The organism is Pseudovibrio sp. POLY-S9, assembly GCF_001431305.1.
Classification (GTDB): Bacteria; Pseudomonadota; Alphaproteobacteria; order Rhizobiales; family Stappiaceae; genus Pseudovibrio.
The window spans coordinates 1-24,361 of record NZ_LCWX01000029.1; the positions used below are offsets into that span (position 1 = coordinate 1).

The window sequence follows — 24,361 nt, forward strand, 5'->3', positions numbered from 1 at the left end:
GCCATCGGGGAAATCTGCGACCTCTACAATCCGACAGAATGCTGGAACTACTTCAAAGCCGCAGGATGCATCTCAAATTAATCTCGAAACGCTTTAATTCAAAAGCGGAATTCACATTTTGCTCGGCAAATGAAAGGGCCTGACGGTGCATGTCTGAGGAATCCACATGCATTGTGCTTGATGCATCTTCCATGCTGCTCACCGCATTTTCGGTTGCATCCATGAAATTATCAAAAGCCTTACGTGCCTGATCAATGCTTCGATCAGCAAATTCACGCATTTGATCCGAAACTTCAAAAGGAACTTTTGTATCTGCCATGCTCAAGCCTCCACCATTGTTGATTAAGGTTTCATTCGCATTGTGGAAAGGACCTATTCCCTCCCCTATTTGCAACTCGTTTACTCTGATGTGGCAATGCTATACTTAACCATAGGGAAAGAAAATAGGAGCTTAGACGAGCACTGCAGTTTACGGTACTTTAAGTATACAGGAATTGTGGGGTGAATAATTGGGCGGCTTGTATCTATTGGAATTGACAGATGCGAAGTTCGACGCTCATTTGTTAAACTCTAAGCCTTTATCAGGATTTAGCTTTTGAAATTGCCGGTGGGTGGGTTGCCATAAATGGCAGGCTCTGGTTTTTCAAAGCTTACAGATAAAGTAGGGTGGGGCTATAATTGGAAAAATGTACCCCTGATAAATTGAGGCAGGTTTCTTTAGTAAGCTTACAGCAAAACCGCTGAAGTCGCTTACATGCCCGTTTCAAACCGGATATCATTTGATAGCACCGCCAATTTTGCGTCTTGGTGCCTGTGAAAGAGAGTAGATTGCGTTTCTCAACCAACCCCTTCTTGGGAAACCTTCAGAGTAGGGACCGAGCTCGTGGCTGACTTTGTCTTCAAACGCCGACAACGGCCGATCCGCTTCACTTGGGAGCTGGACCGAAACGGCTGCTTTCGTAGCTTCTCGAAGGAGTTCGCCGAGCTATTAGGCCCACAGGATGCCGCTTTGATCGGCCTCCCGTTCGATGCTGTCCGCAAAAAGCTGAGGATTGGTAAGGTCCCGGCGATTTCGAAAGCTATCAAAAAACAGCGTGCCGTCAGCGGTGCGACACTGCTTTGGCCTGCCTGCAATTCCAACAAGGTTGTTCCTCTCGATTTATCTGCTCAACCGGTAGAAACAAAATCAGGCGAGTATGACGGCTTGCGCGGATTTGGGGTTATCCGCAGCGTCGATGCAAAGAAATCCGATGAACCTGTTGATCCGCTTACAGTTCTGACCAAGTTGCGTGCCGCGCTAAAAGAGGAAAGCGAAGACACTGAAGCTACCTCTGAACCGGCAAAGACAGAAACTCCTGTCAGTGAGCCTGATGTTGGGCTGACGCTTGAGCACGATCAGCCAGAACGATTTGTGCAGGGAGACGTCGCACCAATCGAAGCACTTTCCGAGACTGAGACACATCAGGTAACGGAAATTGTTGAGACACCACTGGTTGATGGCATTACGGCGCCAGGTTTCTTACAGAGTGAACCTGAGATTCCAGAGTTGATCGTTGATTTCAACGAGGATGCCGAGGAAGAAGAGCAGGACGTCGTTGAGAGTGCCGAACATCCTGAGCCGGAAACTTCTCCTGATGCTAATCTGGTTGAAGAGGTGACAGTCGCGACGACTCTTGAGCCTGAAGCAGATGCTGATGCTAATGCTGAAATCAGCCTCCCAGCAGAACCGGATCTACCTGCATCAGATGCGCAGTCAGACGCAAATGGATTACACTTTCTTCATGACGAAGAAGCAATTGCTGTTGAGGAGAATGAAGGGTTCCTTCAGCTGACGGATGCTGACGTCCTTCGCGATCCGACAGACCCTCTTGAAATTGCAGCTCCCGTTGAGGTCGAAGCGCAACCTGAGGAGATTTCTGAGCCTGAAATAGCTGATCAGACTGTTCCTGCTTCGGAAGGTCCTAAGCAAGTGACGGCTGAAACTGATTTGCAGGCTTTTGAAGAGGATCTTACTGAGGCTGAGGAAGCTCCTCCAGAGACCGCAGAACAGGTGAGCGCAGCTCCGTCAATTCCCGAGCCAACCAGTAAAGATGACTTTGAGCGTGCTATCGCAAACTTGCCGGACGCGCCGCAAAAGAAAGTAAGAACTGGTCCACGCAGCCTTGCGGAATTGACCAACAGCATTGTTCGGCTGGTAGATAAACATCCTGTTCCAAGAGAGAATGTTGGACTTTCCAAACCAGAGCGAGATGCCTTCGACAAGATTGCGCGGGCATTGGGTGCTGAGAAGAAAGATGAGCGAGCTGCTGTTCCGGCACAAGCTGAAACCGCAAAAACAGTTCCTGCTACACCCGAAGAGACAGCAGCTCTCGCCGTAGCTGAAACTGATGTGGTGGAGACTGAGTTCCACGAAGAACCAAAGCCTGTAACAGCGACGAAAACTGATAACATTATTCCGCTGCCCGCTGAACCTGCGGCACGTGATGAAACCTTTGCAGCTGAGCCAAAGCAGGACAACGTAACCCATGTAGTTCTGCCACGTGTTCCACCAGATATTGAAGAAGCTGCAGAACGCGCTCGTGAAAAGACTGGACGTATTCCTGACAAGCCGATTGTAGCGCCAATCGATCCGCGCCTTCTGGATCGCCTTCCGATTGGGGTCGCCGTTGTTCGCGACCGCGATGTTGTTTATGCAAACGACACTCTGCTTGAGCTGCTTGGTTACGAGCGCTTTGAAGGATTGAATGAAGCAGGAGGCCTTGAGGCAATCTTCGCAGAACCGGAAGAGTGCCCTACTCCAAGCTCTCAAACTGTAGACCGTATCGTACACGTTCGGCTCGCAGAAGGTGGTGTGCTTTCCGTTGATGCGCGTATGCATGCTGTGCCTTGGAATGGTGCGCAAGCGCTCATGATCTCTGTGGTGGAGAAGATACAGGGTGAAGCAGATGCCCCATCAGCTTCGCCTCACCTTCAGGCTGCGACTGGCTCCGAAACTCAAATCAAACATCTGCACACGCGCATTGAAGAGCTGGAATCCGTTCTCGCAACTGCGACAGACGGCGTGCTGGTGATGGATCAGCGCGGTATCATCCGCAGTGCAAATCACTCTGCAGAAGCCCTGTTTAATGCCGGTGAAGATGATCTTCTAGGTGCTCCGTTTACGACATTCCTTGCGGATGAGAGCCACATTGCAGCGCTGGATTATCTGGATGGGTTGGTCGCCAACGGCGTTTCCAGTGTGCTCAATGACGGACGTGAGGTCATTTGCCAAACACTGGATGGTGACATCTTCCCAACGTTCCTAAGCATGGGACGTGTCAGCCACGCAAACGAGCAGCTTTTCTGTGCTGTGTTGCGCGATATTACCCAGTTCAAGCGAGCCGAAGAAGAGTTGGTGAGTGCCCGGTACAAGGCGGAGAAAGCCAACACTCACAAGTCTGAGTATCTGACTAAAATCAGCCATGAAATCCGCACGCCACTCAATGCGGTGATCGGGTTCTCAGAAGTGATGCAGGAAGAGCGCTTTGGTGAGCTTGGGAATGTCCGTTACAAAGAGTATGCCCGCGATATCCATCGCTCCTGCTCCCATATGCTGACGCTGATCAACGACCTGCTTGATCTGGCCAGGATTGAAGCTGGCAAGATGGATCTGGCGTTTGAAGCTGTTTCTGCGGCCGATGTAATCAATGAGTGCGTGGCACTGCTGCAGCCTCAGGCGAATGATCAACGCGTTATTATTCGTGCCAGTACACCTCTGTCTGTTCCTAAGATTGTGGCGGATCCGAAAACACTGCGCCAGATCACATTGAACCTGCTATCCAACGCCATCAAGTTCAACCGATCCGGCGGTCAGGTAATCATCTCGCTTGTGCTTGATCCGAGTGGTGAGGTGCACTTGCGCGTTCGGGATACTGGCCACGGCATGTCGAAGGCTGATCTGGAAGCTGCGCTTCAACCGTTCCGCCGCCTTAATGCCTCTTCTTCAACAGAAGGGTCTGGTCTTGGTCTTCCATTAACCAAAGCCCTTGTGGAAGCGAACCGTGCTTCGTTTTCAATAAATTCTGAAGAGGATGAAGGTACGCTGGCTGAAGTCACTTTCCCACCTCAGCGAGTTCTCGCCGAATAACGCGCTCCTGTGGTGGCCTGACCATCGCAGGAGATTCGCATGCTCACACTGGCTGCTTTGGAAGATGCTTCGCAGGAACTGCGGCGCCATATGGCCCCGACAGCGCTTTACAGCTGGCCCTTGCTCAATGACGCCTTGGGCTGTGAGGTCTTCATCAAGCACGAGAACCATGCGCCCACCGGATCGTTTAAGGCCCGGTGCGCTTTGCTTTATCTCTTACGCCAATCACAACGACATGTCAGCTCTACAAGCTTTGTTGCCGCCACACGCGGTAACTTTGGACTGGGCATGGCGTGGGCAGCCAAAATACTGCACCAGCGCGCAGCGATTGTTGTTCCTCAAGGCACTTCCAAAGAAACGACAGCGGCTATCCAAAGCTACGGCGCATTTTTGATTGAGCACGGCAAAGACTTTGAGGAAGCCCATACATTCGCCTGCCAAATGGCCGAGGATTCTAAGCAGGTGCTCTCCCCCGGCTTTGATTATGATCTTGTTCTTGGAGCCGCGACTTACGCGCTTGAGATCTTCCGCGCGATTAAGGACCTGGATGCCATCTATGTGCCTGTTGGTTTGGGCACTGGCATATGCGGACTAATTTCTGTGCGCGACCTCTTTGGCCTGAAGACAAAGATCATCGGCGTGGTCGCAGAAAAGGCGGATGGGTGCGCGCGCTCCATTGAAGTTGGTGAATATACACTCACGTCTTCAGCCAATACCTTTGCTGAAGGGATTTGTGTGCGAGGGCCTGCCCGGGAAGCTTTTGCCTTAATCAGATCAGGCGCTGAGCGCATTATCCGTGTCAGCGAGGATGAGATTGCAGAAGCAATCCGTCTGCTTTATCGCACAACGCACAATGCGTGCGAAGGTGCTGCTGCTGCTGGTCTGGCAGGCCTTTCAAAAGAGCGCGCTAATCTGCAAGACAAAAAGGCTTCTTTCATCCTTTGCGGGCAAAACATGAACCGCATCTGGATGGCACGAGTGCTACAAGGAGACACTCCAACTCCTTAAAATTGGAATCGTTTCTGCATATGAACGTGGGTACTGCACTCCCTCCAGACCCGTTTGTTTTCAACAACTCTGAGTTTTTCAGTAAACTTTTCCTTGAGGCTGACATGAGCCGCAATTGAAAATCATTCGCAATTGCAGATGGATAGCACCTTAAAAGCTGAATCTCACAGTTTAGAATAGTTCTATCTCATTGTTTTCACGAAGTTTATTAGTTGACAGAGAAAGTCAAGTTTCCGATATAACGGCAAATGACAAGCGTTTGCAGACGCGTACAAGATCACTCAGGAGATGTTCCGATGAAGTCGTTGTTTAAGGGAATTGGGCTGACAGCTGCTGGTTTTGCACTTGGTACAACCGGTATGGTCGCATCAGCTCAGGCAGAAGGCGAAGTGAATATCTATTCTTACCGCCAACCAGAATTGATCAAACCACTTCTCGATGCATTCACTGCTGAGACTGGCGTCAAAGCAAACGTTGTTTTCGCTAAGAAAGGTCTTGGCGAGCGTATGAAGGCTGAGGGTAAGAACTCTCCAGCTGACGTTCTTCTTTCCGTAGACATTGGCCGTCTACAGGGTGCAAAAGACCTCGGTGTTACTCAGCCAGTCGTTAGCGATGCAATCAACGGCAACATCCCGGCAAACTTGCGTGACTCTGAAGGCCACTGGTTTGGTCTGACAACGCGCGCTCGTGTCATCTATGCTTCCAAAGACCGCGTTGCCCAAGACAGCATCACCTATGAAGAGCTTGCTGATCCAAAATGGAAAGGCCGCCTTTGCACCCGCTCTGGTCAACACGTTTATTCCATCGGTCTGATTGCTTCCATGATTGCTCACAAGGGTGAAGCTGAGACACAGAAGTGGCTGGAAGCTGTTCGTGACAACCTGGCACGTAAGCCAACCGGCAATGACCGTGCGCAGGTTAAGTCCATCTTCGCTGGCGAATGCGACATCTCATTGGGCAACACCTATTACATGGGCAAAATGCAAACCAACGAGAAAGATCCTGAACAGAAGGATTGGGCAGCGTCAGTTCGCATTCTCTTCCCAAACACCGAAGGTCGTGGCACTCACGTGAACATCTCCGGCATGGTTCTGGCGAAAAATGCTCCGAACAAAGACAATGCTGTAAAGCTGATGGAATTCCTTGCTTCCGATGAAGCGCAGGCTATCTATGCTGCACAGAACTTCGAGTATCCAGTAGAGCCAGGCATCGCACCATCTGAACTGGTTGCCTCCTGGGGTTCCTTCAAAGCTGATGAAGTTTCTCTCAACGAGATTGCTGCTCAACGCGCAAAAGCGAGTGAGCTGGTTGATATCGTTGGCTTTGATAACGGTCCATCCAGCTAAGTTCCAACAGGTAAATTGAGTTGAAGCCATTCCATGACATCCAGACACGGACATAGTGGATCGCCACAATACAGAACCGCCGCCCCCTCTTCTCGAGGGGAGCGGCTTCTTGCGTTTGGGACCTACTTTCTGACCGGCCTCGTTGTGATGCCGGTTCTTGCAATTGTTATTATGGCTATGGGCTCTTCGGGCAATCTATGGCCACACCTTGTCTCAACAATTCTACCGCGTTCGATTGCCACCACATTCCAGCTGATGGTCGGTGTTGGTGTGATCGTGTTTGTTGTCGGGGTCAGCACAGCATGGTTAGTCACCATGTGCCGTTTTCCCGGGCGGCGCTGGTTTGATCTGGCGCTGCTGTTGCCCTTTGCAGTCCCGACCTACATTATCGCGTTTTCGTATGTTGAACTGCTGGATTACACTGGTCCGGTGCAAGGACTGATACGCGATATCTTTGGTTTCAAGACCTCTCGTGACTACTGGTTCCCTGAGATCCGCTCTCTTGGCGGCGCCATGTTTGTCATGGGTTTTGTGCTCTACCCTTATGTTTATTTGAGCGCACGCGCCTCATTCCTCATTCAATCAGCTTGCGCGCTGGATGTATCCCGCACCCTTGGTGCAGGTCCATTTCGCTTGTTCTGGAAGGTCGCATTGCCGCTGGCTCGTCCTGCTATTGTGGTTGGTGTGACCCTTGCTCTGATGGAGTGCCTGAACGACATTGGTGCAGTGTCCTTTTTCGGCGTGCAGACGCTTACATTCTCTGTTTATGACACATGGCTCAATCGCTCTAATCTGACGGGTGCAGCTCAGATCGCAACAATCATGCTGGTGTTTGTGCTGGCGCTGATGTTCATTGAATATTATGGCCGCCGCAAGCAGCGTTTTCATCAGACAACGGGTACTTATCGTGCTTTGCCGAGCTACGAGCTGCAGGGCTGGCGTGGCTGGGTTGCTGTGGCTGTCTGTGCGCTGCCTATCATTCTGGGCTTTGTCTTTCCGTCATTGTTGCTCCTGAGCCGTGCAAGTCGCCGTGTGGAAGATCTGTTTGAACCTGCCCTTTGGGCTGCTGCTGGCAACACTCTTTGGCTGGCTGCTGTGGCCGCTGCTGTTTCTATCGGCATCAGCCTGACCCTTGCCTATCGCCGCCGCCTGTTCCCAAGCAGAGTTACAACGACACTGGGCCAGGTAGCTTCGATTGGTTATGCCGTACCTGGCACCATTCTGGCCGTAGGCATTCTGTTCCCAGTTGCAGCATTGGACAACATGATCTCAGAGGGTTTTGAGGCCCTGTTCGGGTTTGGTACTGGGTTGCTTCTGATTGGATCAGGTACAGCGCTCATCTATGCTTATGTTGTCCGTTTTCTGGCTATGTCGTACGGACAGATTGATGGCGGATTTGGCAAAATTACCCCGCACTATGATATGGCGTCTCGTAGTCTGGGACAGACCGCGTGGGGCACCCTTGGCCGCGTTCACATGCCGTTGATGAAGCCAGTCATTCTCTCCGCGACACTGCTTTCCTTTGTGGAATGCATGAAAGAGCTACCTGCAACGCTGCTTCTGCGTCCGTTTAATTTCGAGACACTCGCAACAACGGTTTACAACGCCGCTTCTCGTGAAGCGTTTGAAGATGCTGCTCTGCCAGCTCTGTGTATCGTGTTGGTGGGCATCATTCCGGTGATCATGCTGGCAAAGACAAGTGCCGATACATTCCGCGAGAAACGCGGCAACAAGCGCTTTTCCAAGGACACCTCAATGGTACCTGCTGAGTAAGTACGGAAAGAGTTTGCAATAAAAAAGCCGCTGAAGATGTTCAGCGGCTTTTTTGGTATCTAATGAATCTGTATCCGACGTTATCTGGTCGCAGCTGCCAGTTTCAGCGCCATTCCGACAAAGACAACAGAGGCAATCCGGTTCATAACTTTCTGAGCTGTTATAGACTTGCTCAAACGATCGCCGATGGCACCTGCTGCGAAGGCGACTGAGCCAAAGACCAGAACTGCCGAAAGCATGAATACTGCCCCCAGCTGTAAGAACTGCGGCATAACAGGACCGTAAGCAGGATCAACAAATTGCGGAAAGAACGAAAGGAAGAAGATAGCGACCTTGGGATTGGTGATGTTCATGATTACACCGCGACGGTACAGAGGGATCAAAGCAGAATGATCGACCTTATTTTGCTGCGCCGGCTCAGGCTTCGCTCTGAAGGCTCCCCACGCTAGATAAAGCAGATACCCGACACCAAGCACCTTGACGAAGGTAAACGCCAACTCGGACGCCTGAAAAATCGCGGATACACCGAGCGCCACAGCCGTCGTGTGAAAAATCAGACCAGTGCAAAGACCAAGCGTCACCGCAATACCCGCCATACGACCACACACTGCAGACTGTGTCAGCACGAAAATATTATCAGGGCCTGGTGCCAATGCCAGCAAAACAGTGACAGTGAAGAAACCAGCCAGTACGTCTATTGGGATCACATAGTGCTCCATCCGTTCAGAAAACTGAAGCGAACAATGCCTCAACTTCCCGACCAGAGCAAGTTTCTTAGCTTTATGTGAGCGCTAATGTCGCCTCAATTTCAATCTTAAGATCAGGATGGAAAAGCTTTTGAACTTCTACGAGTGAACTCGCTGGACGGTGGTCACCATAAGCATCAGCCAGAACTGAGCGCAGCTCTCCCAAAGCTGACAAATCAGTAACAAAGATCATCACCTTAATAAGGTTCGCGAGGCTAACACCTTCTTCTTCAGCAATTGCGGAAATCTGAGAGACAATCTCTCTTGCCTGTAGATCTGTTTCCTGCGCCTGAGCCATGGTTGCAAACGCAGTCAGGCCCGAGATATGCAGTGTTCCCTGATGGGCCACTGCATGTACATATGGACTAACTGCCTCAGAAATGCAGAGATAGTTTTTTCTTTGAAGTGGCATCTTGAGAGTTCCGAAATCTATGAACTTGCATCGGCTTCATCTTTGACGTCCGTGTTCTTAGAGAATAAAGGGCCAGGTTTCCAAGAATAATTCTTACGGCGATTGTTGTAGAATTGCAGAAGCCGATTTTCCGGATAGATGTATTTGCTAAAGAAATAATAAAGCATCTTAAGCTGAATAAACGGCTTGATGCCGTCGAACCACTGCTTCTTATTATGTCCAACACCATCAATCAGAATGAGCTTGAGATCTCCGTTTGATCGTTTCTGAACACAAATATTCCATGGGCGAATGTCCTGACACAATACAGCATCTCGCACCAAATCCTGTCGAAAGATCCTCAAAGCCTTTTTAAAGCGATCAGTTTGAATAAATGATTGATCTTCCTGCAGTATCTTCATCAATATTTGAGAGGGGTGCTCTGTATTTTCGTCAGTAATCAGATCGAAGGTTGCACCAAAGCCAAGACTCGTCTCAACTCTACCTCTGTAATTCGAAATAGCTGAGAACTCCTTCTGTTCTCTCTGATTCATCAATTTCTCAAAGAGGCGAGCTTCAGCCAATGTAGACCCTGCAGCTGGTCCTTTGGAATTGCGATCGACCTTGATACAAATCTTCGAATTCTCTGGGTGCTGATAGATATTGCGGATCCCGCCAGACGCAATCAACAGCTCTTCATTTAGAGTGATCACAGAACAAATACCTTCGTTGAGAAGGAGAGTATTTAACAATTATTCTCATTACATACAAATAAAAAGAGAGGACAAATTGCCCTCTCTTGTCTTGTCTAAGTGAAGTTTGGTTACTCTACCAAATTCGCTTCAGTTTTCTCTTTGATCTCTTCCAACGTTACACCCTCAGCCATTTCTGCGACCTTCAGGCCGCCGTCGACTACGTCGAAGACGCCGAGGTTGGTGATGATGCGGTCGACGCATTTTACACCGGTGAGCGGTAGGGCGCACTTATGGAGGAGTTTTTTGTCGCCGCGTTTGTTGGTGTGATCCATAATGACCACAACGCGTTTAACGCCTGCCACCAGATCCATAGCACCGCCCATGCCCTTGACCATTTTGCCAGGGATCATCCAGTTTGCGAGATCTCCATCTTCGGAGACTTCCATCGCACCGAGGATGGAGAGGTCAATGTGACCTCCACGGATCATCGCAAAGCTGTCTGCAGAAGAGAAATAGCTAGTACGGTCCAGTTCAGTGATGGTCTGCTTACCTGCATTGATCAGATCTGCATCGACTTCATCTTCAGTCGGGAACGGGCCCATGCCCAGCATGCCATTTTCTGACTGCAGAGCTACATTCATTCCGTCTGGAATGTAGTTTGCGACCAGTGTCGGGATGCCAATGCCGAGGTTAACGTAGAAACCATCTTGCAGTTCTTTTGCCGCACGGGCGGCCATTTCGTCACGATTCCAAGCCATGATTACTGCCCTCCCTTAAGCTTCGCGTGTAGTGCGCTGCTCGATGCGCTTTTCAAATGTGCCAACAACGATGCGGTCAACGAAGATACCCGGAGTATGGATCTGATCCGCATCCAGCTCACCGATCTCGACAAGCTCTTCAACTTCTACGACAGTGGTCTTGCCAGCTGTTGCCATGACCGGATTGAAGTTGCGCGCTGTCTTACGGAAGATCAGGTTGCCTTCTTTGTCAGCTTTCCATGCACTCACGAGAGCTACGTCTGAAACCAAACCGGTTTCCATGATGTAGGTATCACCGTTAAAGTCTTTGTGCTCTTTACCTTCAGCGATCAGGGTGCCAACACCAGTTTTGGTGTAAAAACCCGGGATGCCTGCGCCGCCTGCACGGATGCGTTCAGCAAGAGTACCTTGAGGGTTGAATTCCAGCTCAAGATCACCATCCAGATACTGACGCTCGAAAGTTGCGTTTTCGCCAACGTAAGACGACACCATCTTCTTGATCTGGCGCGTCTGCAACAGCAGGCCCAGACCGAAGTCATCAACGCCTGCGTTGTTAGATATGGCGGTCAGGTCTTTCGCACCAGAATCTCGCAGCGCAATAATCAGGTTTTCAGGAATGCCACAGAGACCAAACCCACCTGCCATGACGGTCATGCCATCAAAGGTAAGTCCTTCCAGAGCAGCGGCAGCACTTGGATAAACTTTATTCATTATAAACTCCCAATACATGAGTTGGTAGAACTCACGCTTCTCATTCTCCAGAACGCAAGCAATACCGCCTTTTCATGCTGGCAATGGGACCTGACCCTCCATCCGGATCAGCATCCTGCCGTTCCCTCCTAGGGAAAATAGGTATAGCGACAGCAATGTTGATAGCTGTGTTTTATGTCCTCGCCAAGTGCTCTTTGTACAGAGAGCGACTATTTATTGAGGTGAAAACCACAAAGCTGGGAGGAATGGGTGTTTGCGGTGCACAATTTTTTAGAATGTAACACTCAGACCCATGAAAATTCTTAAAGATGAGCTGCTGCGAGTCGCTCTTCTTCCATGCGTTTGAACCTCTGCCTTTTGGTGAGGAGAGATGCCAAGATCACGCCAATCGTCACGATAACGACCAGTATCGTGCAAATAGCATTGATTTCTGGCGTCACGCCTAATCTCACCTGAGAATAAATCTTCATAGGCAAAGTGGTTGATCCGGGTCCGGAATTAAAGCTCGCGATCACCAAGTCATCCAGTGACAATGTGAATGCCAGCATCCAACCTGCGAGCACACCTGGCAGAATCTGAGGGAGGGTGATGCGGAAGAATGTTCTGACAGGAGGACAGCCCAGATCCATTGCAGCCTCTTCCAGGGAACGGTCAAATCCAGTAAGGCGGGGTTGCACGACAATCGCCACGTAGCACATGGAGAATGTGGTGTGGGCAATCATGATCGTCCAAAAACCGCGATTTTGATCAATAGCCACAAACAGAAGCAGCAATGACAACCCGAGGATGACTTCTGGCATCACGAGTGGTGCGTAGATCATCCCCGAAAACAGAGTACGCCCGAAAAAGCGCCCTTGCCGGGCTAAGACCAGCGCAGCCAATGTGCCAAGAACCGTTGCAAGAGTTGCTGATGTGAGGCCGATACGAAATGTAACCCATGCAGCTTCCAACAGCTGTTCGTTTTGCAGCAAGGATGCATACCACTTGGTGGAGAAGCCGGCCCAAACCGTGACCAACCGAGATTCATTGAATGAAAAAACAATCAGAATGACGATGGGCAAGTAGAGGAAGCTGAACCCCAAAACCAGTGATGTGAGATTAAACCAACTCGGTTTTGACGGCATTACACGTCCCCTTCGTTGCGTCGGGTCTCGTGCCGCTGAAACAGCAAGATTGGGATCACGAGCAATACCAGAAGAACAATTGCCACCGCAGACGCAACTGGCCAGTCTCTGTTGGAGAAGAACTCAACCCACAGGGTTTTCCCGATCATCAGAGTTGATGAGCCTCCCAACAGGTCGGGAATGACGAACTCTCCTACGGCTGGAATGAAGACGAGGAAACACCCTGCAATCACGCCAGGCATGGCAAGAGGGACTGTTACCCGCCAGAAGGTCTTCCAGGGTGGACAACCCAGATCCTCTGCAGCTTCTATCAGGGTCGTGTCCAGTTTCTCTAAGGAAGAATAGAGCGGGAGGACCATGAAAGGCAGGTAAGAATAGATAATGCCAATGTAGACGGCGATGCTGGTGTTGAGGATAACCAGAGGCTCATTAATGACACCGATCGTGATCAGTGCCTGATTGAGCAGGCCATCGGTTTTCAAGATGCCGACCCACGCATAGACCCGGATCAGAAAACTGGTCCAAAACGGCAGGATGACCATCATAACCAACGTTGGTTGCCAGCTTCTTGGTGCCCGTGCCATGCCGTAAGCAAGCGGGAAGCCAACAAGCAAGGTCAGTAATGTGGATATGAAAGCTATTTGCAGGCTAGAGACATACGCGCGCCAGTAGAGGTCATCCTCTGTTAGCCAGATGTAATTATCCAACGACCAGCGCTGCGCAGCTTCCCAAAGTCCAAGCAGCCCCCTTCCCCAATCGATTACCGGCAAGTAAGGCGGAATTGAAACGGTGGCTTCAGACAACGAGATCTTTGCAACAATCACAAACGGAACAAGGAAGAAGAGCAGCAGCCAGACGTATGGCACACAGATGAGTGCGAAGCGGCCCCATTTTCCGGTTGGATTGGTCGGTGAGTTTTCCGGTGCCTGAAGTTCATGACGTGGCGGTGGGATCGTTTCTGATCTCATGAGGTCGGTTGATGAGAGGTTAGGGTCAGTCATTTGGCACCTCTCATCGTGTCAAGATCACGCCGGCGTCGCTGTCCCATGACAACCAGACTTGATCTTCCCAAGTGATCGGTCTTTCAACCAGCCGTGCTGTGTTGGCGACAATCGCCCGCAGCGTCTCTGTCTCAGCTACTTTGATATGATAGATGGACACGTCCCCCATGTAGGCGATATCCCAGACTTCTCCTTGAATAGCATTGGTACCCAAGCGATCTGGTTTATCGAAGGAGATACGCATCTTTTCCGGACGGATGGCTAGAGCAGCGTGATCGCCCACGTTTGCAGAGGTTGGATAGCAAACATCCAAATGGCTACCCAGAACAGATGAGAACATCTTGACGTCCTCAAGTTCCTTATTGGTGACTTGCCCGTCCAGTACGTTGATGTCACCAATGAATTCCGCCACAAATCGGGAGTTGGGTTGCTCGTAGATTTCTCCCGGTGTCGCATTTTGAAGGATCTTGCCCTTATCCATAACCGAGATGCGATCTGCCACGGTCATCGCTTCTTCCTGATCATGGGTCACGATCAGGAACGTCATCCGCAGCTGTTCTTGCAGATTGATCAGTTCCAGCTGGGTTTCCTCACGAAGCTTCTTATCGAGCGCAGCAAGAGGTTCATCGAGGAGGAGCACTTTGGGGCGTTTGGCGAGGGATCTCGCGAGTGCAACACGTTGGCGCTGACCACCGGACAACTGGTGCGGCTTGCGTTTGGCAAATCCTTCCAGCTTGACCAGACTAAGCATCTCCATGACCCTGCTTTTGATCTCCCTGGAAGGTAGGCCGTCCATTTCCAAGCCAAAGGCTATGTTCTTTTCGACGTTCATGTGCGGGAAGAGCGCGTAGGACTGGAACATCATGTTGACCGGGCGCTTGTATGGCGGCACGCCGGCGAGGTCTCGCCCTTCCAGAAAGATCTGACCTTCAGATGGAGCTTCAAACCCTGCAAGCATTCTCATCAAAGTGGTTTTACCGCACCCAGACCCGCCCAGCAGGGCATGGAACTCACGCTTGTAGATTTTGAGAGAAAGATTATCAACGGCAACAAAATTGCCAAAACGCTTGGTGATATTCCGAAATTCAATAAAAGGCTGCTCGCTCGGGTCGTCCCAAGGTGAAAATGCACGACGTACGGGGCCAAGCGGTTTCTTCGCCAATACTCCAATCCTTTTCAATGGCCTGCCTGGTCAGTGGTTCAAGGTAGGATTGCATCTCACGGTGCAACCCTACGCTTGCAGGCCTATAGTTTTTAGTGACCGGTTTTGACAGTTGTGAAGGTGCGGTTCATCAAGCGCTGTGCTTTGAGCGGCTTGGCACCGATGGTGTAGAGGCGTTGCTTCACCTCATCTGTCGGGTAGATGTTTGGATTTGACGTCACTTCTTCATCCACCAGAACTGTCGCATCTTTGTTGCCGTTGGCGTAGTAGACATAGTCCGACATTTTGGCGATCACTTCCGGGCGCATCAGGTAGTTGATGAACTCATGCGCTTCTTCAACGTGCTCTGCATCAGCGGGAACTGCGATCTGGTCAAACCACATCTGAGCGCCTTCGTTCGGCAGGATGTAGGTAACCTCAACACCCTTGTCAGCCTCTGCAGCGCGATCTGCAGCCTGCAATACATCACCAGACCAGCCATAAGCCAAGCAGATGTCGCCGTTGGCAAGGCCGTTTACGAATTCAGAATTGTGGAATTTGCGAATGTAAGGACGGATCGTTTCCAGAAGTTCGCCAGCCGCTCGAATGTCTTTCGGATTGTTGGAATCTGGGTTTAGACCCAGGTAATGCAGCGCAGCAGGGAACATTTCATCCGGCTCATCCATCACATATACACCACACCCTGCGATTTTTGAGAGCTCTTCAACGTCAAACAACAAATCCCAACTGCCGATCGGAGCGTCAGGATTGAGTGCACGCACCTTTTCCTTATTTACCCCATAGCCAGAGGTGCCCCACATGTAGTTGACGGAGAACTCATTGCCTGGATCGAACACTTCAGTACGCTCTTGCAGAAGTGGATCCATGTGCTTGAGATTTGGAAGTTTGTCCTTGTCGAGCTTCTGATAGACGCCTGCCTGAATCTGACGCTGAAGGAAGGTTGCACTTGGGACAACCACGTCATAGCCAGTCTTGCCAGTCAGCAGCTTCGTTTCCAAAACCTCATTGGAATCAAAGGTATCGTAGTTCACAGTGATACCGGTCTCGTTCTCGAAGTCTTTGAGAACCTGCGCATCAACGTAGTCGGACCAATTGTAGACATTTACAATACGATCCTTAGCATTGGCGGCAGACAAAGAGAGAGCCAGCGCTGCTGCTCCCGATAGCAAAATTACGGTTTTCATTCTCAAATACTCCAATCTCAAACACAGGGGCTCAAAGCACCTTGGCGAAGCGAGCCTCTGCATATAGCCGCCATGGTATATCCTTCTGGTGGCAGATTAATTTCGGCCTACATTCCAACCCAATATTTTACAGGAATGCCGTAGGTTCGTTGGGTGCCTCAGGCACCCAGCTCTCAGGTTCTCTCAACACTATCAGGGTTTCTAGTGTGCAGCCTTAACCCGTGTCCAGAAGCTGTTGGCTAGAATCAAAGGTTTTATTGAGAACAATGATTCCGACTTTAATCTCAGAAGCACTAGAAACTTCTTCTTCACTGCCGTCTGGTCAACGGTCCGCTATCTGAAGTGTCTTCAACTGTACTGGGAACCTGAAAGAAGCCACAGAGTGTCATCAGACATTGTTGGCTCTTATTCATCATCCAAAATTCAAGAAAACAACCAGTTCTCAATGTTGTAGGCTGGCTTAGATGACCACATTATCACCTTAAGTAAGCATTGTAATTTTGTTAGAATGAGGCGTAATTACACACTCGGAACGATTAAAGAGAAGGTACAATTAAACTTCCACAAAACAACATAGTTTCCGACTTGAGCTGACCTCTGCTAGACTACTACCCAAACCAGAAGCAAGCTGGATCTTATAGCAGCCGCAAAGAGCTGAATTACTTTTCATGAGTGAAACGCTGCCACGAACATTTGGTAGCAAACCCAATTGGAAGTCCTATGAGTTCTGAAATTAATCCGGATGATGAAGCGGCGCTTAATATGCGCGGTGTGAGCGACCTTGAAGAAGCCCGCACCTGGCTGCAAGCCCGGAACATTGGAGATATTGAGTGTGTTGTACCTGACGTTGCCGGGGTACCACGCGGCAAGATGATGCCGACAAACAAGTTTTTCAGCAGCAACACGCTGACAATGCCCTCCTCTATTTTCGCTCAGACTATTTCTGGCGATTACCCTGAGGATGATGATCGGTTTCAATATAATCCGACGGATGGCGACCTTTATTTCAAGCCCGATTATTCAACGCTGACCATTGTGCCTTGGGAGACTGACCCGACAGCTCAGCTCCTGCATGATGCTTTCACCAAGGATGGGAAGCCCTTCCCGATTGCTCCGCGTAATGTCCTAAAGCGCGTTCTTGAGCTTTATGATGCTGAGGGCTGGCAACCAATTATCGCCCCTGAGGTGGAATTCTATCTGGTTAAGCCCAATACCGATCCCGATTATCCGCTGGAGCCTCCAGTTGGTCGTTCTGGTCGCCCTGAAGTTGGCAGGCAGTCTTATTCAATCTCCGCTCTTAATGAGTTCGACGAGTTGATTGACGACATCTATGATCTTTCTGAGGCTCAGGGACTGGAGATCGACACCCTTATTCATGAAGAGGGTGCTGCTCAGATGGAAATCAACTTAAGACACGGTCACCCTCTGGAGCTGGCGGATCAGGCGTTTATGTTCAAACGCACCATTCGCGAGGCAGCGCTGCGCCATAACATTTACGCCACCTTCATGGCCAAGGCGATGTCCTCTCAGCCGGGGTCATCTATGCATATTCATCAGTCTATCCTTGACCGGGAGACAGGACAGAACATCTTCAACAGTGCAGAGAACGAGGCAACGCCTGCCTTCTATCATTTTATTGGTGGGCATCAGCGTTACATGCCCGCTTTAATGCCGATTATGGCGCCTTATGTGAACTCCTACCGCCGTTTCGCGCGTGATAGTGGGTCTCCGACCAACCTGTTCTGGGGCTACGACAACCGCACTGTGGGACTTCGTGTTCCTAGTTCATCTCCTGATGCTCGACGATTAGAGAACCGGGTGCCGGGGTCTGATGCCAATCCGTATCTCGTTATCGCTTCCAGCCTCGCCGCCGGATACCTGGGTATCAAGAAAGGGATTGAGCCTGATAAGCCGAGAGATACCGACAACAGTGAGGTTATGAGCAAACTTCCGCGTACATTGCTTCATGCCGTTGATGAGTTTGAAGCAGACGATGATTTGCTGGAGATTTTCGGCGAACAGTTTGTTGCCACATATCGAGCCATCAAACTTGAAGAGTACGAGACCTTTATGTCCGTTATCAGCGCCTGGGAACGAGAATACCTGCTGATGAACGTCTGATTCCCACCGGATGGGGTGTGACTTTCACGCGAAACTGTGGATACCACACCCCTTAGTTGAGTGGATGATGTCCAGCAATTTTAACTTTCATAATATTTACTAGAGCCAGTCACAGCATAGTTCCTAAGAGATACTTCCAGGAAACTTAATTTAAACCGATTTATATTTCGAATTTAACTAATTACAAATACACATGCGGATCGAATTTTCGTCAAAACATCACAAAAATGTGAGATTATACGAAATTATACTTACATATTTTTGAATTCACTGGGTATTTAATTTCAGAATTCCTAGTCTATCATGCAATTTTTGATTTTATTTAATTTTATCACAACTTTATGTCTAATTTTAAATACATTTCAAATGTTGTTTATTACAAACCATATTCGAGGCTATTGATGGCGGTTAATAGGTTGCAAACGCAATTTAAATCGCATTTGCTGGTTTTTGAGGACATCACATGCCAGATCAGAAAAAGAGCATTCTTCTCGTTGAAGATGCCAATTTCTTTGCTCGCGTAACTGAAAGCGAGATTGAGCGTGCGGGGCATTATCATGTCACGACAGCGAAAACGTATGCTCAGGCAAAAACTATTTTAGAAGAAGGTAAGGTAAAGCCATTCCTTGCTCTTGTTGATCTAACGCTTCCAGATGCGCCGGATGGTGAGGTTGTAGATCTGACTATCGACGCCGGACTGCCGACAATCGTGTTCTCGGGGCGTTTTGACCAGGGTACCCGGAGATCAATTCTGAAGAAGGGGATTGTAGATTACGTCCTCAAGGATTCTCCTGCGAGCCTTGGTTACCTTGGTGAGCTGGTCAATCGCGTCGACAGGAACCTCAGCACCAAAGTACTGATCGTGGACGATTCTTCGCATGCACTGGCGCTGTTAAAGAAGCGGCTTCAGCTCTATTGCCTTCAGGTGATCACAGCAAATTCTGGCGAAGAAGCGTTGGAAACACTCAAGCAAAACCCCGATATCAAGCTGCTGATTATTGATCATTTGCTGCCGGGTGCGACTGGCTTTGAAGTCATGACGCAGATCCGGCGGAGGCATAGCTTTAGTACTTTGGCAGTCATCGGAATCTCAGCAACAGATGACCCTGCCCTTACTGCGAAGTTTCTGAAATCCGGTGCTAACGACTTCCTGAACAAGGCGTGCACACCTGAGGAGCTGATGCTGCGCGTTTCGCAGAACCTCAATCAGTTGGACCGCATAAGTGAACTGACCGAGATGGCGCATCGTGACCCGATGACAGGCCTGTTTAATCGTCGCCACCTCTACAACGTCGTCGATAAACTTCATAAAGACCAGATGCTCGCTGGCAAGGAGATGCGATATGCCATGATCGACATTGATCGCTTTAAGCAGATCAATGACAAGTTTGGCCATGAAACCGGAGACAACCTGATTATCTCTGTCGCGCATCGCATTTCGGATCTCCTGCCGCCAAGAAGCGTCGCCATTCGAATTGGTGGAGACGAGTTCTGCGTTGCACTGCCTGATATCGATGAGCCCACATCCAAGCAGTTTCTCTCTGAGCTCAGAAGTTCCATGCCAGTCACAGATCCCGGTAATGACGAACATACGTTTGCACCAACGATCAGCGTCGGCCTTTCAGCAGGCTCTGAGAAGTCACTGGCGAGCGCTCTCAGGGTTGCGGACCGTTGCCTGTACAGAGCCAAGAAATCTGGCCGCAACCGCATTGTAACGTCTTCTGCAACCACTCTTGATGCCATGTAGTCTGACGGCACCCTGCCGTCAGATTGTCCTACCTCCGTCGACTTCCAAAGCTACACCGGTGATAAACTGAGCTTCATCTGAAGCAAGCCAGAGTGCTGCGTTTGCAATGTCTTCTGGTTTGGAGAAGCGCCCCAAAGGAATGCTGTCACGAAACTGCTGGCGCTTCTCCGGGGTGTCTTCTCCCATGAAGAGTTCCAGCATGCCGGTTTCTCCGGCCACTGGACATAAAGCGTTGACGCGAATGTTTTGAGGAGCAAGCTCGACCGCCATGGATTTGGTCGCTGTGATGACCCAGCCCTTGGAGGCATTGTACCAAGTGAGCCCGGGACGAGGACGGATGCCCGCTGTAGAGGCGGTGTTGATAATGACACCTCCGCCCTGTCTTTCCAGCTCAGGCAAAGCTTCAAGCGTTGTCAGATAGATGGCTTTGGCATTCACCTCTAGAATGCGGTCAAAGTTGTTTTCATCTACCTGTGCTAAAGGGCAGTTGCGGTGGGTGTAGCCAGCGTTGTTGACGACGACATCCAGCCGCCCAGTTTTCTCAATTGCATAAGCGACCATGGCTTTCACATCGGAGCGCACGGTCACGTCTGTCTCGATGGCATACGCTGTGTCACCGATTGCGTCTGCAAGGTTTCTTGCTGCAACTCCATCGAGGTCAGCGATGATGACCGCGGCCCCTTCTTGCGCATATTTTTGAGCGATGCCTTCCCCAAAACCAGCTGCACCACCCGTGATTATCGCGGTTTTTCCTTCCAATCGTCCTGACACGCTTTTCCTCCCCAAGTGTGAAAGTCCGCCTTAAGCGTGACTGACAACAATGGTCTTCAGAACAGAGAATTCTTTAAGTGCTTCAAAGCCTTTTTCCCTGCCGTGACCAGATTTCTTGACCCCACCAAATGGCAGTTCAACTCCTCCACCAGCACCGTAGGTGTTTACAAAGACCTGACCAGAGTGGATGGCTTTGGCAACACGCGTTGCTCTTGCGATGTCTTTGGTCCAAATGCCAGCCACGAGCCCGTAGGGAGTACCATTGGCAATGCGAACAGCTTCTTCTTCCGTTCTAAACGGAATGAGCGAGAGAACCGGGCCAAAGACTTCGTCCAGCGCAAGTGAGTGATCTGTTGGAACCGGACCATAGACTTTTGCTGTGGTGTAATAGCCCTCTGTCGGCGCATCCGGGGCGATTGTACCTTCCCCAATCAGCGGAATGCCGTCTGTTTCCGCCTGCTCACAGAAAGCGTTTACACGGCGGAGTTGGCTGGCGTTAATCAATGGTCCGAGATCTAGATTATCTTTGTATTGGCCTGAGACAGTGTTTCTAAAGGCGGTTCTGAGTGTATCAACTGTCTCTTCCCAACGACTTTGATGCACCAGAACACGCGATCCAGCAGAACAGGTTTGACCACCATTCTTCAAAATGCAGTCCTGAATGACAGGTAGTGCTTTGCTCAGATCAGCATCTTCGAAGATAATTTGCGGGGATTTACCGCCAAGTTCCAATGTACACCCGATATGATTGCGCGCGGCTGCGGATTGGATCAAAGTCCCCACATCCGGCGATCCTGTAAAGGTGATGAAATCTACCTCAGGATTGTAGGAGAGCGCAGCTCCAGCCTCTTCTCCTAAACCTGTTAAAACGTTGAGTGTTCCAGCTGGAAAACCAGCTTCAACTGCAAGATTGGCTGTTTCAATAATGGATAAGCAGGCATCTTCAGAGGGTTTAACGACCAGTGTATTGCCCATGGCTAACGCTGCTCCTGCAACGCGCGCGAAAATTTGCATGGGGTAGTTCCATGGCACGATGGAGGCGACGACGCCATGCGGCTCACGAACTGTCATCGCGAGGTAATCAACCGCAATCGGTAGCGTCTCTCCTGTGATTTTGTCAGCCGCTCCACCATAAAACCGGAAGTACTGGGCGGCAGCATCGATGTCCCCGTAGCCCTGGCTTAGGGGTTTACCGGTGTCACGTGCCTCAAGCTCTGCCAGATGGTCCCGGTTTTGCGAAATCAACTCCGCGAGCTTTAATAAACGCTCTCCGCGTTGCCCTGCAGATAGCGAAGCCCATTCCTTTGAGATGAGCGCTGTTCTTGCAGAAGAAACCGCTTTCCCGACATCAGATGCAGTACACCGAGGAATCGTTGCATATGGCAAGCCCGTACTTGGACAGATCATATCAATGGTTTCTCCAGAGGATGCATCACACTGTAAGCCATTGATAATTGATCTGTATTTTTTCAAATTCTGAGAATTAAGTGTCACGCTAAACTCTGTCATACCGCCCCCCTCGGATGATAAGCTTTGTGCTGGTCATCCAAACGCTAGTTCATGTAAGAGGGCGGCGCAATTCTCTTCTTGGGGGAGTTTTACTGGGTTTCAGTTGGTGTCAGAACCGTTGCTGAGCTCTTTACTCCATAAAACTGATTGTGCCACAGCTCTGCATATATCCCGTCTTTCGCCAGTAATTCTGCATGCGTTCCTGCTTCAACAATCTGCCCTTTGTCCATCACGATCAGCCGGTCCATTCTGGCAACAGTCGTCAGACGATGAGCAATAGCGAGGGTGGTTTTGTCCTTCATCACATCATTCAGGATCTCCTGAATGTCCGCATCCAGCTTGGTGTCCAAAGCTGATGTTGCTTCATCCAGGATCAGGATTGGCGGATTTTTCAGGAACACACGGGCCAATGCAATCCGTTGACGCTGCCCACCGGAAAGTTTGATGCCACGCTCACCTACGAATGCCTCAAAGCCTTTTCGGCCTTTGTTGTCTTCCAGTGCCTCAATGAACTCCAAAGCATGCGCTCGGCGGGCAGCTTCGCGAACATCTTCCATCTCGACATCATCTTTACCAAGCGAGATGTTGTCGAAAATAGACCTATGAAACAACGAGGTATCCTGTGTCACCAACCCGATTTCTACCCGCAGAGACTCTTGCGTGACGCTTCGCAGATCCTGATGATCAATGGTGATAGCTCCACCTTCAACGTCGTACATGCGCAGCAGCAGATTCACGACGGTTGATTTGCCAGCACCTGAGTGACCAACGATACCAACCTTCTCACCGGGTTGGATAATGAAATTCAGATCTTTCACAATCGCGGTTTGCTGGCCGTAGGCAAAGTCGACATTATTAAACTCAATAAGGCCCTTCTCATAGTGAAAGTTCTTGGCCTCAGAATCGTCAACAAGGCCAAGCGAGTGCTCCATGGTTCTGGCGGTGGATTTAAACGAGCCATAAGAGCGGAAAAGGCCGGTTAACTGAGCAAATATTTCCAGCAGTTTGCCTTCCAGGCGAATGGCAAAACCAAGGACGATTGCAACTTCACCTGTTGTGATTGCCTGTTGATGCCACAACGCAAGACTTAGGCCCGTAAATGCAGCAAGACCACATGCTCCGACGAGTGCAACAAGCATCCGTGATGTAACCACTGTGGAGCGGAACCTAACTATTGCCTCTTTGAAACCTCTGAGTTGATTTGTGAAATGGCCAAGCGCACGATCATTACCCTGAAAGAGCTTCACAGTCTGAATGTTGGAGTAAACGTCAACAACAGAACCATTCACGGCATGCGCGATATCTGCTCCTTCTTTTGAAGCATCGCGAATGATTGGCACGCGGATATACGCAAGGACAGCAAACAATCCGATCCAGATAAGCATGACTACCCCAAGATACCAATGCAGCCATGACAAGGCGATCAGGAGCGACCCTGCAAAGAAAAAGTTTGGGATGACAATTCCAATCCCTGCCCAGAACAGTTCTGCAACTTCGCGCCCACCTCCAAAAGTTTTACTGGCAAGGTTTCCCGCAAACTCCTTTTGAAAGAACGTCATGTCCTGATTGAGTAGTCGATCAAAGAACGTGACACGCGATGAGGTGAGAATATTAACGTGAAGTGTCAGTGAAATCAGAACTTCATAAGCAATTGAAAATACTGGCTTTGCAATAAGAAATGCGACCGCAGCAGTCACAATCAGCCACATATTCTGCTGCCAGAACAGCTCTGGTCCACTCGCTTCCATCTGATCAATCAAGAAGCCAACAAATGACAGCAGGAAGACAGTCAGAATGGTTTCGACCAGCACCACCAGCAATAGAACCAGAGTGTGCTTTGGAAAGATGAACACGAGAGAACGCAGTTGTTGCAAATGCGTTTTGCTCTCCCATTCCATATGATTTTTGGCAAATGGGTCAACATGATTGGTTGCCCACTGATAAAGCGCATTCAGCACGATCTGCTCCGGGAGACAAAAAGAGAACACTTAGACTATCGTGCGACTCGGCTTGTGAAAACCCAGAAGAATTCATCTACTCAAATTTGAACTCGAGACTGTGTCATTTTGCGCAGGTTCTAGCACTACGCATATTTTATCTTATTAAATTCAACGCATTATCTCTATATTAGATTTTTCTAATTTTATGTATTGTTATTTTAGTATTTTCTAATATATTAATTTCAACT

The 24,361-nt window shown here is 49.8% G+C and carries 19 protein-coding genes; 6 read left to right on the top strand and 13 right to left on the bottom strand.

The genetic code is table 11. The annotated features are described in order from the left end of the window. Positions 1-52: 52 nt before the first annotated feature. A complete protein-coding gene (locus PPL9_RS01410; protein ID WP_208989094.1) occupies positions 53-319 on the bottom strand; it encodes a hypothetical protein in 267 nt (88 codons plus the stop codon). Positions 320-883: 564 nt separating this feature from the next. On the opposite strand from PPL9_RS01410, the gene PPL9_RS01415 reads away from it, so the two are divergent. From PPL9_RS01415 to PPL9_RS01430, 4 genes are all read left to right on the top strand, one after another. Continuing rightward, positions 884-4,126, top strand: coding sequence for a PAS domain-containing sensor histidine kinase (locus tag PPL9_RS01415; protein WP_057460971.1), 3,243 nt, complete (start codon positions 884-886; stop codon positions 4,124-4,126). A gap of 39 nt (positions 4,127-4,165) precedes the next feature. Then, complete coding sequence (locus tag PPL9_RS01420) at positions 4,166-5,134, top strand: threonine dehydratase (RefSeq protein ID WP_057460972.1); 969 nt, start codon at positions 4,166-4,168, stop codon at positions 5,132-5,134. Between the two features lie 359 nt (positions 5,135-5,493). Beyond that, on the top strand, positions 5,494-6,480 hold the full coding sequence (locus PPL9_RS01425) for a Fe(3+) ABC transporter substrate-binding protein (protein WP_244273179.1): 987 nt from the start codon (positions 5,494-5,496) through the stop codon (positions 6,478-6,480). 33 nt (positions 6,481-6,513) lie between these two features. Further along, entirely contained in the window at positions 6,514-8,253 is a 1,740-nt protein-coding gene (locus PPL9_RS01430) for an iron ABC transporter permease (RefSeq protein ID WP_208989095.1), read from the top strand. 80 nt (positions 8,254-8,333) lie between these two features. On the opposite strand, the gene PPL9_RS01435 is transcribed toward PPL9_RS01430, so the two are convergent. The 9 genes from PPL9_RS01435 to PPL9_RS01475 all read right to left on the bottom strand — a co-directional run bounded on the left by PPL9_RS01435 (position 8,334) and on the right by PPL9_RS01475 (position 16,025). Beyond that, positions 8,334-8,960, bottom strand: a complete 627-nt coding sequence (locus tag PPL9_RS01435; protein WP_057461010.1) for a LysE family translocator — start codon at positions 8,958-8,960, stop codon at positions 8,334-8,336. Between the two features lie 73 nt (positions 8,961-9,033). After that, the gene (locus tag PPL9_RS01440; RefSeq protein ID WP_057460975.1) at positions 9,034-9,411 is read right to left on the bottom strand and encodes a RidA family protein; all 378 of its coding nucleotides are present in this window, start codon (positions 9,409-9,411) and stop codon (positions 9,034-9,036) included. 17 nt (positions 9,412-9,428) lie between these two features. After that, a complete protein-coding gene (locus tag PPL9_RS01445; RefSeq protein WP_208989097.1) occupies positions 9,429-10,142 on the bottom strand; it encodes a YrbL family protein in 714 nt (237 codons plus the stop codon). A 71-nt stretch (positions 10,143-10,213) separates the two neighbouring features. Then, the gene (locus PPL9_RS01450; protein ID WP_057460976.1) at positions 10,214-10,843 is read right to left on the bottom strand and encodes a CoA transferase subunit B; all 630 of its coding nucleotides are present in this window, start codon (positions 10,841-10,843) and stop codon (positions 10,214-10,216) included. Positions 10,844-10,858: 15 nt separating this feature from the next. Next, a complete protein-coding gene (locus tag PPL9_RS01455) occupies positions 10,859-11,554 on the bottom strand; it encodes a CoA transferase subunit A (RefSeq protein WP_057460977.1) in 696 nt (231 codons plus the stop codon). Positions 11,555-11,856: 302 nt separating this feature from the next. Further along, positions 11,857-12,678, bottom strand: a complete 822-nt coding sequence (locus tag PPL9_RS01460) for an ABC transporter permease (RefSeq protein WP_057460978.1) — start codon at positions 12,676-12,678, stop codon at positions 11,857-11,859. Beyond that, a complete protein-coding gene (locus PPL9_RS01465) occupies positions 12,678-13,679 on the bottom strand; it encodes an ABC transporter permease subunit (protein WP_057460979.1) in 1,002 nt (333 codons plus the stop codon). The genes PPL9_RS01460 and PPL9_RS01465 overlap by 1 nt, the downstream gene beginning before the upstream one ends. Before the next feature lie 10 nt (positions 13,680-13,689). Beyond that, a complete protein-coding gene (locus tag PPL9_RS01470; RefSeq protein WP_057460980.1) occupies positions 13,690-14,859 on the bottom strand; it encodes an ABC transporter ATP-binding protein in 1,170 nt (389 codons plus the stop codon). A 74-nt stretch (positions 14,860-14,933) separates the two neighbouring features. Next, positions 14,934-16,025 carry a polyamine ABC transporter substrate-binding protein gene (locus PPL9_RS01475; RefSeq protein ID WP_057460981.1) on the bottom strand — a complete coding sequence of 364 codons (1,092 nt, stop codon included), beginning with the start codon at positions 16,023-16,025 and terminating at the stop codon, positions 14,934-14,936. Positions 16,026-16,745: 720 nt separating this feature from the next. Between PPL9_RS01475 and PPL9_RS01480 the strand changes: the two genes are divergently transcribed. Together PPL9_RS01480 and PPL9_RS01485 are read left to right on the top strand one after the other, a co-directional pair. After that, positions 16,746-18,146 (top strand): glutamine synthetase family protein, encoded by a 1,401-nt coding sequence (locus PPL9_RS01480; RefSeq protein WP_057460982.1) that lies wholly within the window; start codon positions 16,746-16,748, stop codon positions 18,144-18,146. A gap of 463 nt (positions 18,147-18,609) precedes the next feature. After that, positions 18,610-19,893 carry a diguanylate cyclase gene (locus PPL9_RS01485; RefSeq protein ID WP_057460983.1) on the top strand — a complete coding sequence of 428 codons (1,284 nt, stop codon included), beginning with the start codon at positions 18,610-18,612 and terminating at the stop codon, positions 19,891-19,893. Between the two features lie 18 nt (positions 19,894-19,911). Here the strand turns inward: PPL9_RS01485 and PPL9_RS01490 are convergent, their stop codons facing one another. The 3 genes from PPL9_RS01490 to PPL9_RS01500 all read right to left on the bottom strand — a co-directional run bounded on the left by PPL9_RS01490 (position 19,912) and on the right by PPL9_RS01500 (position 24,131). Next, the gene (locus PPL9_RS01490) at positions 19,912-20,664 is read right to left on the bottom strand and encodes an SDR family oxidoreductase (RefSeq protein ID WP_057460984.1); all 753 of its coding nucleotides are present in this window, start codon (positions 20,662-20,664) and stop codon (positions 19,912-19,914) included. 30 nt (positions 20,665-20,694) lie between these two features. Continuing rightward, positions 20,695-22,173, bottom strand: coding sequence for an aldehyde dehydrogenase family protein (locus PPL9_RS01495; protein ID WP_057460985.1), 1,479 nt, complete (start codon positions 22,171-22,173; stop codon positions 20,695-20,697). Positions 22,174-22,262: 89 nt separating this feature from the next. After that, positions 22,263-24,131, bottom strand: coding sequence for an ABC transporter ATP-binding protein (locus tag PPL9_RS01500; protein WP_208989098.1), 1,869 nt, complete (start codon positions 24,129-24,131; stop codon positions 22,263-22,265). Positions 24,132-24,361 lie beyond the last annotated feature (230 nt).